Origin of the sequence: Micromonospora sp. CA-244673, from assembly GCF_050948395.1 — a bacterium.
In the GTDB taxonomy this organism is placed as follows: domain Bacteria; phylum Actinomycetota; class Actinomycetes; order Mycobacteriales; family Micromonosporaceae; genus Micromonospora.
The window spans coordinates 3836175-3852368 of the sequence record NZ_CP192019.1 but is presented as its reverse complement, the minus strand read 5'-3'; the positions used below and the strand labels follow the sequence as shown (position 1 = coordinate 3852368).

Annotated in this window: 16 protein-coding genes and 1 tRNA gene; 13 read left to right on the top strand and 4 right to left on the bottom strand. The window is 75.2% G+C overall.

From position 1 onward, the window contains the following. The first annotated feature begins 302 nt into the window (after nucleotides 1-302). The 11 genes from fdh (at nucleotide 303) to ACQP12_RS17915 (ending at nucleotide 12665) form a co-directional block, all read left to right on the top strand. Nucleotides 303-3575, top strand: a complete 3273-nt coding sequence (fdh, locus tag ACQP12_RS17965; RefSeq protein ID WP_433280303.1) for a formate dehydrogenase — start codon at nucleotides 303-305, stop codon at nucleotides 3573-3575. After that, nucleotides 3568-4611 carry a 4Fe-4S dicluster domain-containing protein gene (locus ACQP12_RS17960; RefSeq protein ID WP_433280301.1) on the top strand — a complete coding sequence of 348 codons (1044 nt, stop codon included), beginning with the start codon at nucleotides 3568-3570 and terminating at the stop codon, nucleotides 4609-4611. Before fdh ends, ACQP12_RS17960 begins: the two co-directional genes overlap by 8 nt. Continuing rightward, nucleotides 4608-5840, top strand: a complete 1233-nt coding sequence (gene nrfD / locus ACQP12_RS17955) for an NrfD/PsrC family molybdoenzyme membrane anchor subunit (protein WP_433280299.1) — start codon at nucleotides 4608-4610, stop codon at nucleotides 5838-5840. Before ACQP12_RS17960 ends, nrfD begins: the two co-directional genes overlap by 4 nt. 119 nt (nucleotides 5841-5959) lie before the next feature. Next, on the top strand, nucleotides 5960-7174 hold the full coding sequence (locus tag ACQP12_RS17950; RefSeq protein ID WP_433280297.1) for an L-lactate MFS transporter: 1215 nt from the start codon (nucleotides 5960-5962) through the stop codon (nucleotides 7172-7174). A 60-nt stretch (nucleotides 7175-7234) separates the two neighbouring features. Then, nucleotides 7235-7330 (top strand) — tRNA-Sec (locus ACQP12_RS17945). Nucleotides 7331-7351: 21 nt separating this feature from the next. Further along, nucleotides 7352-8644 (top strand): L-seryl-tRNA(Sec) selenium transferase, encoded by a 1293-nt coding sequence (gene selA / locus ACQP12_RS17940; protein WP_433280296.1) that lies wholly within the window; start codon nucleotides 7352-7354, stop codon nucleotides 8642-8644. A 2-nt stretch (nucleotides 8645-8646) separates the two neighbouring features. After that, a complete protein-coding gene (gene selB / locus ACQP12_RS17935; protein ID WP_433280294.1) occupies nucleotides 8647-10410 on the top strand; it encodes a selenocysteine-specific translation elongation factor in 1764 nt (587 codons plus the stop codon). Between the two features lie 192 nt (nucleotides 10411-10602). Continuing rightward, nucleotides 10603-10890: a hypothetical protein gene (locus tag ACQP12_RS17930; RefSeq protein WP_433280292.1), complete on the top strand. Its 288-nt coding sequence runs from the start codon at nucleotides 10603-10605 to the stop codon at nucleotides 10888-10890. Nucleotides 10891-10935: 45 nt separating this feature from the next. Then, nucleotides 10936-11133 (top strand): hypothetical protein, encoded by a 198-nt coding sequence (locus ACQP12_RS17925; RefSeq protein ID WP_091258094.1) that lies wholly within the window; start codon nucleotides 10936-10938, stop codon nucleotides 11131-11133. After that, entirely contained in the window at nucleotides 11133-12410 is a 1278-nt protein-coding gene (locus tag ACQP12_RS17920; RefSeq protein WP_357946377.1) for a hemolysin family protein, read from the top strand. Before ACQP12_RS17925 ends, ACQP12_RS17920 begins: the two co-directional genes overlap by 1 nt. 69 nt (nucleotides 12411-12479) lie before the next feature. Continuing rightward, nucleotides 12480-12665 carry a hypothetical protein gene (locus ACQP12_RS17915; protein ID WP_355352512.1) on the top strand — a complete coding sequence of 62 codons (186 nt, stop codon included), beginning with the start codon at nucleotides 12480-12482 and terminating at the stop codon, nucleotides 12663-12665. A gap of 12 nt (nucleotides 12666-12677) precedes the next feature. Here ACQP12_RS17915 and ACQP12_RS17910 read toward each other — a convergent pair whose 3' ends face one another. Continuing rightward, the gene (locus tag ACQP12_RS17910; RefSeq protein WP_357946379.1) at nucleotides 12678-13331 is read right to left on the bottom strand and encodes a hypothetical protein; all 654 of its coding nucleotides are present in this window, start codon (nucleotides 13329-13331) and stop codon (nucleotides 12678-12680) included. 128 nt (nucleotides 13332-13459) lie between these two features. Here ACQP12_RS17910 and ACQP12_RS17905 point away from each other — a divergent pair, with 128 nt between their 5' ends. Continuing rightward, a complete protein-coding gene (locus ACQP12_RS17905; RefSeq protein WP_357946382.1) occupies nucleotides 13460-13678 on the top strand; it encodes a hypothetical protein in 219 nt (72 codons plus the stop codon). Here ACQP12_RS17905 and ACQP12_RS17900 read toward each other — a convergent pair whose 3' ends face one another. The 3 genes from ACQP12_RS17900 to ACQP12_RS17890 form a co-directional block, all read right to left on the bottom strand. After that, complete coding sequence (locus tag ACQP12_RS17900; RefSeq protein WP_357946385.1) at nucleotides 13679-14152, bottom strand: hypothetical protein; 474 nt, start codon at nucleotides 14150-14152, stop codon at nucleotides 13679-13681. Continuing rightward, nucleotides 14149-14358, bottom strand: a complete 210-nt coding sequence (locus ACQP12_RS17895; protein WP_357946388.1) for a phosphatidylethanolamine-binding protein — start codon at nucleotides 14356-14358, stop codon at nucleotides 14149-14151. Before ACQP12_RS17895 ends, ACQP12_RS17900 begins: the two co-directional genes overlap by 4 nt. Nucleotides 14359-14422: 64 nt before the next feature. Then, nucleotides 14423-15304, bottom strand: a complete 882-nt coding sequence (locus tag ACQP12_RS17890) for a universal stress protein (RefSeq protein ID WP_433280288.1) — start codon at nucleotides 15302-15304, stop codon at nucleotides 14423-14425. Nucleotides 15305-15432: 128 nt separating this feature from the next. On the opposite strand from ACQP12_RS17890, the gene ACQP12_RS17885 reads away from it, so the two are divergent. Next, complete coding sequence (locus ACQP12_RS17885) at nucleotides 15433-16179, top strand: SAM-dependent methyltransferase (protein WP_433280286.1); 747 nt, start codon at nucleotides 15433-15435, stop codon at nucleotides 16177-16179. The last annotated feature ends 15 nt before the right edge of the window (nucleotides 16180-16194 follow it).

Here is a 16194-nt window from a genome sequence, read left to right as displayed (position 1 = left end):
CCCAGCCGCCGGTGACCGCCGTCACCGAGAACCGGCGGAAGAACGAGCGACCCAGTACCGTTGTGCAGAGCGTCGGTGTGTCCAGTGTCCCCGGGCCTCACCTAAATTGCCTTCGCGGAATACCGTTCGGCTGGAGCCGCGTCGCGCCACTCGCCGAGAGGCGACCTGCACACCGACGCCCAGCGACGCCCCGGCCGACAGGTCGGGGCGTCGCTGTTTTCCGGCCCGGGTCGCGAGCGCTCCTCGGCTGGCCTAGTGTTCAAAAGGTCAGCTACCCGCCGGGCGGGAAGGGGGTGTGCCGCATGGGTGTGAAGACCTTCCTCCAGGGGTGGCCGGTCTACCGGCAGCTCACCGGCACCGACCCGCTCGGTCGGGGCGCCGCGGCGCAGTCGGCCCGGTCGGCGGCGCTGACCGCGCGCACCGAAACCGCCGACAGCGTGGCCCGCTCGGTCTGCCCCTACTGCGCGGTGGGCTGCGGGCAGCGCGTCTTCGTCTCCGACGGCCAGGTCACGCAGATCGAGGGCGACCCGGACAGCCCCATCTCCCGCGGCCGGCTCTGCCCGAAGGGCGCCGCCAGCAAGAACCTGGTGACGAGCCCGCTGCGACAGACCAAGGTCCGCTACCGCCGGCCGTACGCCACGGAGTGGGAGGACCTGGATCTCGACGTCGCGCTCGACATGATCGCCGACCGGCTCCTCGCCGCCCGCGACGAGACCTGGGAGGACGTCGACGACCAGGGCCGCCCGCTCAACCGGACGCTGGGCATCTCCAGCCTGGGCGGGGCGACGCTGGACAACGAGGAGAACTACCTCATCAAGAAGCTGTTCACGGCGATGGGGGCGCTCCAGATTGAGAACCAGGCCCGCATTTGACACTCCGCCACCGTCCCCGGTCTGGGGACCAGCTTCGGTCGCGGCGGCGCGACGGACTTCCAGCAGGACCTCGCCAACGCTGACGTCATCGTCATCCAGGGCTCCAACATGGCCGAGGCCCACCCGGTGGGCTTCCAGTGGGTGATGGAGGCCAAGAAGCGCGGCGCCAAGGTCTTCCACGTGGACCCCAGGTTCACCCGGACCAGCGCGCTCGCCGACACGTACCTGCCGATCCGGGCGGGCACCGACATCGCGCTGCTCGGCGGCGTGGTGCGGTACATCCTGGAGAACGAGCTGGACTTCCGGGAGTACGTGGTGGCGTACACCAACGCCGCCACGATCGTCACCGACCAGTTCGCCGACACCGAGGACCTCGACGGGCTCTTCTCCGGCTACGACCCCGAGCGGAACAGCTACGACCAGGGCAGCTGGAAGTACCAGGGCCAGGAGCGGCAGCGCGTGGCGGAGGACACCGCGAAGGAACGGGAGACCGCGGCCGGCCTGCGGCACGAGTCGCACGGCATGCCCGTGGCCGCGAACACCCAGCGGGACGAGACGTTGCAGCACCCGCGCTGCATCTACCAGATCCTCAAGCGGCACTTCTCCCGCTACACCCCGGAGATGGTGTCCCGGATCTGCGGCATCCCGGTGGAGAAGTTCGAGGAGCTGGCCCGCGCCTGGACGGAGAACTCGGGCCGGGAGCGCACCGGCGCGCTGGTCTACTCGGTGGGCTGGACCCAGCACAGCGTCGGCGTGCAGTACATCCGCACCGGCGCGATCATCCAGACCCTGCTGGGCAACATGGGCCGGCCGGGCGGCGGCATCCTGGCGCTGCGCGGACACGCGAGCATCCAGGGCTCCACCGACATCCCGACCCTGTTCAACCTGCTGCCCGGCTACCTGCCGATGCCGCACCACGCCGACCACCCGACCTTCGACGAGTGGGTGGACAGCATCCGGCACCCGGGCCAGAAGGGCTTCTGGGGCAACTCGCGGGCCTACGCGGCGAGCCTGCTCAAGGCGTACTGGGGTGACGCGGCCACGCCGGAGAACGACTTCTGCTACGGCTACCTGCCCCGGATGACCGGCGACCACGGGACGTATCAGCAGGTGCTGAACATGATCGACGGCAAGGTGAAGGGCTACTTCCTGCTCGGGCAGAACCCGGCCGTCGGCTCGGCGCACGGCCGCGCCCAGCGGCTCGGCATGGCCAACCTGGACTGGCTGGTCGTCCGCGACCTCTTCATGATCGAGAGCGCGACCTTCTGGCGGAACAGCCCGGAGATCGCCACCGGTGAGATCGTGCCGGAGGAGTGCCGCACCGAGGTGTTCTTCCTGCCCGCCGCGTCGCACGTGGAGAAGGAGGGCACCTTCACGCAGACCCAGCGGATGCTCCAGTGGCGGGAGAAGGCCGTCGAGCCGCCGGGCGACTGCCGTTCCGAGCTGTGGTTCTTCTACCACCTCGGCCGGGTGCTGCGGGAGAAGCTGGCCGGCTCCACGAAGCCCCGCGACCGGGCGCTGCTCGACCTGACCTGGGACTACCCGACGCACGGCCCCACCGCCGAGCCGAGCGCCGAGGCGGTGCTCAAGGAGATCAACGGCTACGAGGTGGCCACCGGCCGCCCGCTCGGCGGGTTCCCGGAGGCCAGGGACGACGGCTCCACGGCGGTCGGCTGCTGGATCTACTCTGGTGTCTACGCCGACGGCGTCAACCAGGCGGCCCGTCGCAAGTCGCGGCACGAGCAGGACTGGGTGGCCGCCGAGTGGGGCTGGGCGTGGCCGGCCAACCGGCGCATCCTCTACAACCGCGCCTCCGCCGACCCGGAGGGCCGGCCGTGGAGCGAGCGCAAGAAGTACATCTGGTGGGACCCGGACAAGGGCCAGTGGACCGGCTACGACGTGCCGGACTTCGAGAAGACGAAACCGCCGAGCTACCGGCCGCCGGACGGCAGCTCCGGCACGGAGGCCCTCGCCGGTGACGACCCGTTCGTCATGCAGGGCGACGGCAAGGCCTGGCTGTACACGCCCACCGGGGTGCTCGACGGCCCGCTGCCGACGCACTACGAGCCGGCCGAGTCGCCCATGCGTAACCCGCTCTACGGGCAGCAGGCCAACCCGACGCGCAAGGTCTACGACCACCCGGTGAACCGGATCAACCCGAGCCCGCCGGAGCCGGACAGCCAGGTCTTCCCGTACGTGTTCACGGTCAGCCGGCTCACCGAGCACCACACGGCCGGCGGGATGAGCCGGACCGTGCCGCGCCTGGCCGAGCTGCAACCGGAGATGTTCGTCGAGGTGTCCCCGGAGTTGGCCGCCGAGGTGGGGCTGGCGCACCTGGGCTGGGCGCACATGGTCAGCGGCCGGGCGGTGATCGAGGCGCGGGTGCTGGTCACCGACCGGCTCACCCCGCTGCGGGTCGACGGCCGGGTGATCCACCAGATCTGGCTGCCGTACCACTTCGGCAGCGAGGGCCTGGTCACCGGCGACTCGGCCAACGACCTGATCGGCATCACCCTGGACCCGAACGTGCTCATCCAGGAGAGCAAGGTCGGCACCTGCGACGTGCGACCGGGCCGGCGGCCCACCGGGCCCGCCCTGCTCGACCTGGTGGCCGACTACCAGCGGCGGGCCGGGATGACGCCGGACCGGAAGGTGCCGATCGTCACCACCGACGCGGCGCGGGACAGGGGCGGGAATGCCTGACGCCAACAGCCTCTACGGCCCGCTGGACCCGGCCCCGGACGCCGGTTGGGTCGAGGCCGGCCCGCGGATGGGCTTCTTCACCGACACCAGCGTCTGCATCGGCTGCAAGGCCTGCGAGGTGGCCTGCAAGGAGTGGAACGCCGTACCCGACTCGGGCTTCGACCTGCTCGGCATGTCGTACGACAACACGGGCGCCCTGACCGCCAACTCCTGGCGGCACGTCGCGTTCATCGAGCAGCCCCGCCCGGCCGGGCACCGGTCCCCGCCCTTCGCGGAGACCCCGACCGGCCCGCCGACGAGTGCGGAGAGCGCGGCGAGCGCCGCCGGCACGACCACCGACACCGGCACGACCCCGGGGGTGCCGCCGGGCAGGCCGGAGGCGGCGGCGCGGATGGCGGCCGGCCCCGAGTTCCTCGGCATGCCCGGCGCCCAGCCGCCCGGCCGGGCCACCGGCGCCGACAGCCGCACCGACTTCCGCTGGCTGATGATGTCGGACGTCTGCAAGCACTGCACCCACGCCGCCTGCCTGGACGTCTGCCCCACGGGGTCCCTGTTCCGCACCGAGTTCGGCACGGTCGTGGTGCAGGAGGACATCTGCAACGGCTGCGGCTACTGCATCTCCGCCTGCCCGTACGGCGTGATCGACCAGCGCAAGGACGACGGGCGGGCGTGGAAGTGCACGCTCTGCTACGACCGGCTGGGCGCCGGCCAGACACCGGCGTGTGCGCAGGCATGCCCGACCGAGTCGATCCAGTTCGGACCCCTGGACGAGTTGCGGGACCGCGCCGCGCAGCGGGTTGCCACGCTGCACGAGCGCGGCGTGCCGGAGGCCCGCCTCTACGGCCACGACCCGGCCGACGGCGTCGGCGGGGACGGCGCGTTCTTCCTGCTGCTCGACGAGCCCGAGGTGTACGGCCTGCCGCCGGACCCGGTGGTCACCACCCGGGACCTGCCGAAGATGTGGAAGCGCGCGGGGCTGGCCGCCCTGGCCATGGCGGCGGCGGCTGTCGCCGCGTTCGTCGGAGGTTCATCGTGAGCCCGGACCGCCCCGCCGTCGGCGACCTGTTCCGCCGCTTCCGTGAGCGGCTCGCCGCCGAGGGCCCGGCCCGCCCCGGCGAGCCGGGCGGCCACGCCCCGAAGGCGGGCGCGAACGGCAACCGGGCGACCGGCGACCGGGCCGGCGTGGCGCGCACCGGCGCGGGGGCCGCCGAGGCGGCGCCGGCGCCCCGCGACGTCCCGCCCGCCGACCGGCGTCGGGGTCGGCGCGGGGGCGGCGGGGAACGGCTGGCCGTGCCTCCCGCCGAGTTCACCTCCTACTACGGGCGGCCGATCCTGAAGGCGCCCGTGTGGAAGTGGGACATCGCCGCGTACCTGTTCACCGGCGGGCTCGCGGCCGGGTCGTCGCTGCTCGCGGCCGGTGGCCAGCTCACCGGCCGGCCGGTGCTGCGCCGGGCCGGCCGGGTCACCTCCCTCGCGGCGGTCAGCGCCAGCACGTTCTTCCTCATCCATGACCTGGGCAAGCCTTCCCGGTTCCACCACATGCTGCGGGTGGCGAAGCTGACCTCGCCGATGTCGATGGGCACCTGGATCCTCAGTGTCTTCGGCCCGGCGGCCGGGGTCGCGGCGGTCGCCGAGGCCGCGCCCTGGCTGCCGGAGCGGGGCGTGCTCGGGCTCGGCCGGAAGGTGCTGCGGCCGGCCGGGAACGCCGCCGGGCTGGTCGCCGCGGTCACCGCCCCCGCCCTGGCCACGTACACCGGGGTGCTGCTCGCCGACACGGCGGTGCCGTCCTGGCACGAGGCGTACCCGGAACTGCCGGTCATCTTCGCGGGCAGCGCGCTGGCCAGCGGGGCCGGCGTCGGGTTGCTGGCGGCGCCCACCGGGCAGGCCGGGCCGGCGCGGCGTCTCGCCGTGGCCGGCGCGGCGCTGGAGCTGTGGGGCGCGCACCGGGTGGAGAACCGCCTGGGTCTGCTCAGCGAGCCCTACGCGACCGGCGCCGCCGGGAAGCTGCTGCGCGCCGGGCGGGCGCTCACCGCCGCCGGGGTCGTCGGCGCGCTGGTCGGGCGCCGCAACCGGGTGCTCTCCGGGCTCGCCGGCGGCGCGCTGCTCGCCGCGTCCGTCTGCACCCGGTTCGGCATCTTCCGCGGCGGGGTCGCCTCGGCCAGGGATCCGAAGTACACCGTGGTGCCGCAGCGGGAACGGGCGCGGCGGCGGGAGAGCCAAGGACCAGACGTCAGCGGGCCGGGCGCCGGCCCGAACGGGGGATAGGCAGGACAGGCGCCGGCCCATGAGCCGATACGGGGGTACCGCTCATGGCCACAACAGCCGCGAGATCGCGGGGAGATCGACCACCGACACGAGGGCGCTGGGGTCTCGTCGTCGCTGCCGTGCTCGTCCAGCTCGCGCTGGGCGCCGTCTACGCCTGGAGTGTGTTCAACAAGCCGCTCCAGGCCGAGTTCGGGTGGAGCAAGGCCGAGGTGGTGCTGCCCTTCGAGGTGGCGATCGGCACCATCTTCATCGGCAGCCTGGTGGGCGGGCGCATCCAGGACCGGCGCGGGCCACGGCCGGTGGCGCTGGGCGGCGGGATCCTCTACGCCGTCGGGACCATGCTCGCGTCGCTGGTGTCGTCCAGCGACCAGCTGTGGCTGCTGCTGCTCACCTACGGCGTGCTGGGCGGCATCGGGCTCGGCGCCGCGTACATCACGCCGATCGCCATGCTCAGCAAGTGGTTCCCCGACAAGCGCGGTCTGATCACCGGGATCGCCGTCGCCGGCTTCGGTTTCGGTGCGGTGATCACCGCGCCGGTGGCGAAGGCGCTGCTGGCCGGGACCGACCACAAGACCAGCGTCTTCCTGCCGCTGGGCATCGCCTACCTGATCGCGGTGCTGCTGGGGGCGTCGTTCTTCCGCGACCCGCCGGCCGGCTACCAGGTGCCGGGCTTCACGCCGGCGGTCGGTGGCCGGGCGGTCGCCGGCACCCGGGTCTACACCTTCGGCGAGGCGCTGCGCACCCGGCAGTGGTACCTGCTCACGCTGATCCTCACGCTCAACGTGACCTGCGGCATCGCGCTGATCTCCCAGGCCGCGGACGCCGCGCAGGCGGTCGCCGGGGTGAGCGCCGCGACCGCCGCGGGCCTGGTCGGCGTCCTGGGCCTGTTCAACGGTGGCGGACGGGTGGCCTGGGCGTGGCTGTCCGACCGGATCGGCCGGATGACGGCGTTCATCGGCATGCTCGTCCTGCAGGGCATCTGCTTCCTGATCCTGCCGCACGCCTCCGCGTTCTGGCTGTTCGCCGTCCTCGCCGCCCTGGTCTACCTCGCCTACGGCGGCGGCTTCGGCACCATGCCGGCGACCGCCGCCGACTACTTCGGCACGCCGAACGCCGGCGCCATCTACGGGGCCATGATCGTGGCGTGGAGCATCGGGGGTGTGGTGGGTCCACTGCTCACGGCGCTGCTGTACGACGCCAGCGGCAAGAGCTACACCCTGCCCTTCACGGTGATCGGCATCCTCGCCTTCGTCGCGCTGGTGCTTCCGCCGATCACCCGCCTGCCCACCGCTCCCGGCGAGGCACGACCCCACTTCCAGACGCCCGGGCCCTGATCCGGTGCGCTTCCCGCCCTCCGCAGGCGGCCGGAGATCACATGTGGTTAGGTGCTGGGTGGAGGCGTTCAGGCGGCTGGTGCCCCTCCCGGTCTTCAAAACCGGAGTGGTCCGGGACCCGGGCCAGGCGGGTTCGATTCCCGTCCGTCTCCGCCAAGCTGTCCCCTGGGAGACCCGATGCGTGACGTCGACCCGCGGCGGCGGGTGCCGCGCACCGACGCGCTGCTCGCCGACGCGGCGCTGGCCGCCGCGGCCGGCACGCTCGGCCGCGACCGGGTGAAGGCCGCCATCGTCCGGGCGCAGCGGCGGGCCCGCGCGGGTGAGCTCACCCCCGAGCAGGTACGCGACGCGGCGCTGGCCGACCTGCCCGCGCCGGCGCCCCGGGCGGTGCTCAACGCCACCGGCGTCGTCCTGCACACCAACCTGGGCCGGGCCCCGCTGGCGGCGGCCGCCGTCGACGCCCTGGTGGCCGCCGCCGGGCACACCGACGTGGAACTGGACCTGCGTACCGGGCGGCGGGCCCGGCGCGGCCGGGAGGCGCTCGACGCGCTCGCCGCCGCCGTGCCCGACGCGGCGGCCGTGCATGTGGTCAACAACGGCGCGGCCGCCCTGGTGCTGGCCGCCACCGCGCTCGCCGCGGACCGGGAGATCGTGGTCAGCCGCGGCGAACTCGTCGAGATCGGCGACGGGTTCCGCCTGCCCGACCTGCTGGAGAGCACCGGCGCCCGGCTGCGCGAGGTGGGCACCACCAACCGCACCGCCCTCGCGGACTACGCCGCCGCCGTCGGCCCGCGCACCGGGTTCGTCCTCAAGGTGCACCCGTCGAACTTCCGGGTCACCGGCTTCACGTCGGCGGTGCCGGTCGTCGAGCTGGCCACCCTGGGCGTGCCGGTGGTCGCCGACATCGGCTCCGGGCTGCTCGCCCCCGACCCGCTGCTGCCCGACGAGCCGGACGCCGCGACCACGCTGCGCGCCGGCGCGCACCTGGTCACCGCCAGCGGCGACAAGTTGCTCGGCGGGCCGCAGGCCGGTCTGCTGCTCGGCGCGGCGGACCTGGTCGAGCGGCTGCGCCGGCACCCCCTCGCCCGGGCGCTGCGGGTCGACAAGCTGACCCTGGCCGCCCTCGCCGCCACCCTGCACGCGCCGACCAACCCGACCCGGGAGGCCCTGCACGCCGAGCCGGGCGCGCTGCGCGCCCGCACCGAGCGGCTCCGCGACCGGCTCGGCGAGGACGGCTGCAAGGCCGAGGTGGTGCCCAGCGCCGCGGTGGTCGGCGGTGGCGGCGCCCCCGGGGTCGAACTCGACTCGTGGGCGCTGAGCCTGCCCGAGCGGTACGCCGAGCCGCTGCGCACCGGTGTGCCGCCGATCCTCGGCCGGGTGCTGCACGGCCGGCTCCTGCTCGACCTGCGCTGCGTGCCCGCCGCCGCGGACCCGGACGTGCGCGCGGCGATCCTGCGGATCGGGGCCTGACCGTGTGGGTGGTGGCCACCGCCGGGCACGTCGACCACGGCAAGTCCACGCTGGTCCGGGCGCTGACCGGGATGGAACCCGACCGGTGGGCGGAGGAACGCCGCCGGGGCATGACCATCGACCTGGGCTTCGCCTGGACCACCCTGCCCTCCGGCGGCACCATCGCGTTCGTCGACGTGCCCGGGCACGAGCGCTTCGTGCCGAACATGCTGGCCGGTGTCGGGCCGGTCCCGGCGGCGCTGATCGTGGTCGGCGCCGACGAGGGCTGGATGCCGCAGTCCGCGGAGCACCTGGCCGCGCTGGACGCGCTCGGGGTGTCGTACGGGCTGCTCGCGGTGACCCGCGCCGACCTGGCCGACCCCGGCCCGGCGCTCTACCGGGCCCGCGCGGAGATCGCCGCGACCTCGCTCGGCGACGTGGAGGCGGTGCCGGTCAGCGGGGTCACCGGCGCGGGCCTGCCCGAGCTGCGGGCCGCGCTGGACCGGCTGGTCGCCCGGCTGCCCGACCCGGCCCGCGACGCCCCGGTCCGGCTCTGGGTGGACCGCTCGTTCACCGTCCGGGGCAGCGGCACGGTGGTCACCGGCACCCTCGGCGGCGGCCGGCTGCGCGTCGGCGACACCCTCGAACTCGCCGCCACCGGGGAACCGGTCCGGGTCCGCGGCCTGCACGCGCTGAACACCGCCCACGTCGAGGTCGACGCGGTGGCCCGGGTGGCGGTGAACCTGCGCGGGCTGCCCCGCGACCGGGTGGCCCGCGGCGACGCCCTGCTCAGCCCCGGCCGGTTCCGCGGCACCGACCTGCTCGACGTCCGGCTCGCCGGTGATCCGGCCGCCGACCTGCCGCCCACCCTCACCCTGCACGCCGGCTCGGCCGCGGTGCCCGCCCGGGTCCGCCCGCTCGGCCCGGACACCGTCCGGCTCCGGTTGGCCCGCCCGCTGCCGCTGCTGATCGGCGACCGGGCGCTGCTGCGCGACCCGGGCCGGCACCACGTGAGCGGCGGGGTGACGGTGCTGGACGGGGACCCGCCGCCGCTGCGCCGCCGGGGCGCGGCCGCCGCCCGGGCTGCGGTGCTGGCGGGGCTGGACGGCCGGCCGGACCTGGCCGGGGAGTTGCGCCGGCGGCGCCTGGTCCGCGCCGGTGAGCTGACCCGGATGGGTGTGCCGGCCGGCGCCGCCCCGGTCGCCGGGGACTGGCTGGCCGACCCCGACCACTGGCGGGAGCTGGGCCGCCGGCTCGTCGAGGAGGTCGCCCGGTACGCCCGCGAGCAGCCCCTGGCGGCCGGCGTGCCGGTCGACGTGCTGCGGCACCGCCTCGACCTGCCGGACCGGGCGCTGGTGGAGGCGCTGCTGCGACCGCCGCTGCGGCTGCGCGCCGGCCGGGTGACCGCCGCATCCGGCGACGCGCTGCCGGAACCGGTGGCCCGGGCGGTGGCCCGGGTCCGGGCCGAGTACGGCGACCGCCCGTTCCAGGCCCCCGAGGCCCACCGCCTCGCCGACCTCGGCCTCGGCCCCCGGGAGATCGGGGCGGCCGTGCGCGCTGGCGCCCTGCTGAAGCTCGCCGACAACGTGGTGCTGCTGCCCGGCGCCCTGGACGACGCGGTGCGGGTGCTCGCCGGGCTGCCGCAGCCGTTCACGCTCAGCGCCGCCCGGCAGGCCCTCGAGACCACCCGCCGCGTGGCGGTGCCGCTGCTGGAACTGCTGGACCGGCGGGGCGCCACGCGGCGGCTGCCCGACGACGCCCGTGAGGTGGTCCACCCGGGCGGGTGAGCGTTGCGCCGGGATGCGAGGGTGACCGCATGATCGCCCCGCCCCGCGCCGCCCTGGCCGACCGGTCGTGGCTGCGCCGCCGGGCGCTTCCCCTCGCGGTGGTGCTGTGCTGGCTGATCTGGGCCGCCCCGGCGTGACGCCACCACCCACGGCGGCGACACCCTCGCCGACGCGCTGGCGAACGCGGCCGGGATGCTGGCCCTGACGATCGGCGTCGGCTGGCTGCTCATGCTGGTCGCCGGGCCGCCGCCGGTGGCCGGTACCCGCTGGTTCTGGCTCTGGATCGGCCTGCTGCCGTTCGGTCTCGGCGTGCTGGCCTGGCTGCACCTGGAACGCTGGCGAGGCGACGTGCCGGCAGCCCGGCCGCGCCGCTCGGGTTGGGCCGGCCTCGGCGGGCTGCTGCTCGGCGGGATCCTCCTGTCGGTCGCGGTGACCGCCCTCGCCGCCCTGTTCGGTGGGTACGTGGTCCCGGGCGGGTGAGCCAAGCGGCACCGGCTGCCCGGCCCGGTCACCTACGGTGACGCCATGGACCCCTCCGCGGTCTGGCGGGACAGGAACCACCGGTGGCGCATCGAGGCGTACCGGGCACCGGACCTGCGGTTCGCCATCTTCGCCACGAACGGCACCACCGAGTCGGCGCCGCTGTGGCTGTTCGGGATGGGCGCCCTGGCCCGGTGGCTGATGACCCACGCGATCTCCCTGGACGACCTGGAGACCGACTGATGGCCGGCCAGCTCGCCCTGGTGCTGGTCCTGGTGCTGGTCAACGCGGCGCTGTCGGGCAGCGAGATGGCCATCGTGACGCTGCGCGAGGCGCAGCTGCGGCGGCTGGGGCGCTCGGGGCGCACCGGGGCGCGGTTGACCCGGCTGGCGCGGGAGCCGAACCGCTACCTGGCCACCATCCAGCTCGGCATCACCCTGGCCGGGTTCCTCGCCTCGGCGGCCGCCGCCGTGTCGCTGTCGGAGCCGCTGGTCGGCCCGCTGGGCTTCCTCGGCCGGGCCGCCCGCCCGGTGGCCGTGGTGCTGGTGACGATTCTGCTGACCTTCGTGACGCTGGTCGTCGGCGAGCTGGCCCCGAAGCGGCTGGCCATGCAGTCGGCGGAACGCTGGGCGCTGCTCAGCGCCGTACCGCTGGAGCTGCTCGCCCGGGTGTCCCGCCCGGCGGTGTGGCTGCTCAGCCGGGCCACCGACGTGCTGGTCCGGCTGGCCGGCGGCGATCCCCGCGCCAACCGGCAGGAGGTGACCGAGGAGGAGCTGCGGGAAATGCTGGTCAGCCAGCGCGGCCTCTCCGCGCAGCAGCGGGAGATCCTGTCCGGGGCGTTCGACATCGCCGGCCGTACCCTGCGGGAGATCCTGGTGGCCCGCCGCGACGTGACGTTCCTGCCGGCGGAGCTGACCGCGGCGGACGCCATGCGACGGCTGGCCGCCACCGGCCGCTCCCGGGCGCCCGTGACCGGCCCCGGCGGGCTGGACGACGTGTGCGGCGTGGTGCACATCCGCGACCTCGTCGACGCCGACGGCGCCGGGGTCGGGGAGCGCGCCCGGCCACCGGTGCTGCTGCCCGGCACGCTGCCGGTCGCCGACGCCATGCGGCACCTGCGCCAGCGCCACGAGCAGCTCGCCCTGGTGATCGACGAGTACGGCGGCGTGGACGGCCTGGTCACCATGGAGGACCTGCTCGAGGAGGTGGTCGGCGAGCTGTACGACGAGACCGACCGGGACGTGCGGGAGGCGGTCCGGGAGCCGGACGGCGCCCTGCTGCTCCCCGGCGACTTCCCGTTGCACGACCTGCCCGACGCCGGCGTGCAGCTGACCTTCCCGCTGACCCGGGAATACACCACCGTGGCCGGGCTGGTCCTGGCCGGGCTGGGCCACCTGCCCGCCGGGCCGGGGGAGCGGATCCGGCTGCCCGGGCTCACCGTCGAGGTGGTCGAGGTGTCCGGCCGGTCGATCCGCCGGGTGCGCCTGCGCGGCCCGGCCGCCGGCTGCCGGGCGGAGTGACCACCCGACCGGGGGACAAGCACGCGAAACGGCCCTTTCGGGGCGCCGGGCAGCCGTACCGTCTCGAACGTGAAGGACCGAGGACTGCGGACGTTCATCACCGTGCTCGCCGGGCTGGCCGTGATCTATTTCGGCGCCACCGGGCACCGCAGCAGCGGCGGGGAGGGCGGCGGCATCTCCGGTGGCGTGGTGCTGCTGGCCCTGCTCGCCTCGGCGCTCGCCTGGAACCTGACGAAGCCCGGCCCCGCCAAGTGACGCCCGGCCGGCTCAGCGGGCCGCGGCGGTCCGGCTGATCTCGCCGGCCGACTCCTCGCCGAGGGCCACCCGCACCAGCGCCGACGCCAGCCGCCCGAAGTCGGCCTCGCCGACCAGCCCGGCCAGGCCGCCGGGGTTGGCCGGCAGGCCCAGCCGGCGCGCACCGGCCAGGGTCCGCCGGTCGGCGTACGGGCGCAGGTCCGGCCAGACGGCCTGTGCCTCGCGGAGGAAGATGTCCGCGCCGGTCGGGCCGATGCCGGGGAACTCGGTGAGCAGCCGGCGCAGCACGGTCCGGTCACCGTCGGCCTCCTTGTGCATCCGGCGCAGGTCACCGTGCCACCGGTCGAGGCAGAGCCGGGCTCCGGTGCCGAGCATGGTGGCGGTCCGCTCGTCGTAGCGGCGGTAGTGACCCCGCCCGAGCGCGTCGACGCGGTCCTGCCAGCTCGCCGCCTCCATGGCCTGCGGGGTGCGCCAGCCGGCCGTGAACAGCTCCCGGGCCGCGGCGATCGCCACGCACGCCCGGATCCGGGTGCTCAGCAGCGTGGTGAGCACGAGCAGCTGGTAGAGCGGGCCGGGCCGGTCGGCGAGGCCGATCCCGGCCTCCTCCGCGTAGGTCCGGGACTGCCGGTCCAGCAGCGCCCGCGCCACGTTCCGATCGTCTGGCATCCGGTGGGGATACCCACCCGGTGCCGGGCCAGACGCCCCGGCGCCCAGCCGGAATGCGCCCGGTGGCGGCGGGTACCCAGCTCACGTGCGCGGCCCACGCCGTGCGCCGCCACCGGAAGGAGAGACCTGTGGTCAAGCCGCAGCAGGAGGAACTGCGCCGCAACGACAAGGGCGCGACCAGCCAGGACAGCCGGGAACTCATTCCCCAGGCCGGGAGCAGGGGGCCGCACGGCAAGGGCGGCAGCTCGAACGCGGACGTGGGGCGGCCGGTACCGAAGGGACAGGTGTCGCCGTACGGCCCGGCCGGCGAGCCGGTGGCCGACGACGAGAGCGACCGGCACGGCTGATCAACCCTGCCGTGACGCCGGCCGCAGCCTCCGCCAGGTGGCTGCGGCCGCCGCTCCGTACGCCAGATGGGGCACCACGTCCGACAGCCAGTCCTTGCTGCTCCACGTCCGCGGGTCGCTGATGCGCAGCGCGGCCAGCGAACCGTCGGACGTGGCCATCACCCCGCCGCCGAGCATCCCCACGGCCAGCGGCAGCGGGACCCGGCGGCGGGCGGCCAGCACGCCGAACAGCGCGCCGGCGGCGATGCCCGTGCCGTAGCCGATGACGGGCCCGAGCCCGGAGCGGCGGTTCGCCGCCTTCTCCCCGGGCCCGAGGTCCACGTGGGCCGCGTCGGCCAGCTTGCCGGCGGTCTGCTCGGGTGTGCTGCTCGCGGGGCGTCCGCGCAGCGCCATGTCCAGGAAGCTGACGACGTTCAACGCGGCGCTGCCGACGGCGCCCGCGATGGCGCCGTCGACCACGGGAGCGGCCCTCACTTCGGGTCGCCCGGTTCGCGCTCGCCCTTGGGCCCGAACGTCCGTTCGCCCCGTACGATGCCCCGCTGGCCGCGGTCGTCCTGGAGAGTCCGGTTCGCGACCTGGTTCGCCTCCTGGTCGGCGGCCCGCCCGGACTGCTCGATGAGATCGCGCAGCCGCGCGCGTTCCTTGTCGTACGCGTTGCTGCCCGGCCGTGGTCCTGGCATCGCTGCCTCCTCCGGTCGCTGTGGCTGACCGTACGGTCTACCCGCCGGGGCCCCGGCCAACCGTTCAGTCGGGGGCGCGGACGACCGCCACCGGACAGTCGGCGCGGTGCAGCACCGCCTGGCTCACCGAGCCGAGCAGCAGGCCGGTCAGCTCGCCCCGGCCCCGCCGGCCGACGACCAGCAGCTGGGCCTCGCGGGACGCCTCGACGAGCGCGGCGGCCGGCCGTGCGTGCACCACGGCCCGGGTGACCGGCACGTCGGGCCGGCGCTCGGCCAGGCCGGTCAGCGAGTCGGCCAGCACCCGGTCCTCCTCGCCGCGCAGCTCGCTCTCCTCGTACACCAGGGGTTGCATGTCGCCGGGGCCGGCGGAGGCCGGGTGGGTGTAGGCGTGCACGGTGTGCAGCCGGGTGTCCCGGAGCGCGGCCTCCTCGGCGGCGAAGTCCACCGCGGCGCGGGACAGTGTGGAGCCGTCCACCCCGACCACCACGGGGCCGGTCGGGCGTGCCGTGCCGCGGGCGACCAGCACCGGGCAGTCGGCGTAGGAGGCGACCTGGATCGCGACCGAGCCGACCACCAGGGAGGCGAAACCGCCCAGGCCGCGGTCGCCCAGCACGATCATCGTGGCGGCCGGGGACTCGCCGAGCAGCACCGCCGCGGCCTCCCCGTCGATGATCTCGCCGGAGACCCGCAGCCCGGGCGCGGCCGACCCGGCCTCGGCGACCGCCGCGGCGACCAACTCCTCGGCCTGGTGCCGCAGGCCGCCGCCGGGTGGTGCCCCCGCCGGCGCCGACACGGGTACGCGCAGCAGCGGCCAGATGAAGCCGTGCACCACCCGCAGCGGCCGCTGTCGCCGGGCCGCCTCCTGCGCCGCCAGCCGCACGGCCCGGCGCGACGGCTCCGAACCGTCCACACCCACCACCACCGCCGCGCCGTTCGCCGAGTTCACGCCGTGCCCTCCTCGCCGTCGGCGCCCGCGGTCAGTATCGCGGCAGCCGGGGCGTCGCCGAGGCGATACCGCGCGAGCCGAGCCGTGGGTACGCTGGCGACCGTCGCCGGGGAAAGGGAGCCTCTTCGATGGCCGAGCCCGACCAGCCGAGCACCGCCCGCATGATCGACCACTGGCTCGGGGGCGAGCACCACCACCCGGTCGACGTGGCCGCGGCCGGCGCCTTCGAGGGCGCGTACGGGCCGTGCGCGGAGATCTTCCGTTCGCTGCGCGACTTCCTCGGCCGGGCGGTCCGGGCGATCGCCGACGCCGGGGTGGACAACTTCCTGGTCTTCGGGGCGGGCGTGCCCACCTGCGGGAACGTGCACGAGGTGGCCCCGGACGCCACCGTGCTCTACACGGACGTGGACCCGGTGACGGTCCGGCTGGGCCAGCGCCTGCTGGCCGACAGCGACCGCGCCGGCTACGGCTACGGCGACGCCACCGACATCGGCACCGTCGATCCGGCCCAACTGCACCGGTTCGTGCCGGGGTGGGGGAGGAGAGCGGTCGGGGTGGTCTTCCTCGGGCTGGCCGCGTTCCTCGACGACGACACGCTCGCCCGCACCCTCGACGAGCTGTACGAGGCGGTCGCGCCGGGCAGCTTCCTGGCGATCGACTTCGACAGCGAGGAGCTCGCGGCGTACCCGGAGGCGCTGGCCATGATGGGGCCGGCGTTCCGGATGCGGGCGCCCGCGCGGTTCGGGCCGCTGCTGGGCCGCTGGCAGCCGACGGCCGACGGTATCGTGCCGGTGGCGCGGTGGCGGCCGGCCGGCGTCCCGGCGCCGGTGCCGGACGCGTTCTACGGCGCGCTGGCGGTCAAGCCGGCCGACTGACGCGGGCCGCCCACC

Bases quoted from the DNA above. Each gene is read 5' to 3' on its own strand.
- ACQP12_RS17910 (WP_357946379.1), bottom strand. From the start codon at position 13,331: ATGCCAGACGATCGGAACGTGGCGCGGGCGCTGCTGGACCGGCAGTCC.
- ACQP12_RS17885 (WP_433280286.1), top strand. From the start codon at position 15,433: ATGGCCGAGCCCGACCAGCCGAGCACCGCCCGCATGATCGACCACTGG.
- ACQP12_RS17895 (WP_357946388.1), bottom strand. From the start codon at position 14,358: ATGCCAGGACCACGGCCGGGCAGCAACGCGTACGACAAGGAACGCGCG.
- ACQP12_RS17960 (WP_433280301.1), top strand. From the start codon at position 3,568: ATGCCTGACGCCAACAGCCTCTACGGCCCGCTGGACCCGGCCCCGGAC.
- ACQP12_RS17925 (WP_091258094.1), top strand. From the start codon at position 10,936: ATGGACCCCTCCGCGGTCTGGCGGGACAGGAACCACCGGTGGCGCATC.
- ACQP12_RS17920 (WP_357946377.1), top strand. From the start codon at position 11,133: ATGGCCGGCCAGCTCGCCCTGGTGCTGGTCCTGGTGCTGGTCAACGCG.
- ACQP12_RS17930 (WP_433280292.1), top strand. From the start codon at position 10,603: ATGCTGGCCCTGACGATCGGCGTCGGCTGGCTGCTCATGCTGGTCGCC.
- selA (WP_433280296.1), top strand. From the start codon at position 7,352: ATGCGTGACGTCGACCCGCGGCGGCGGGTGCCGCGCACCGACGCGCTG.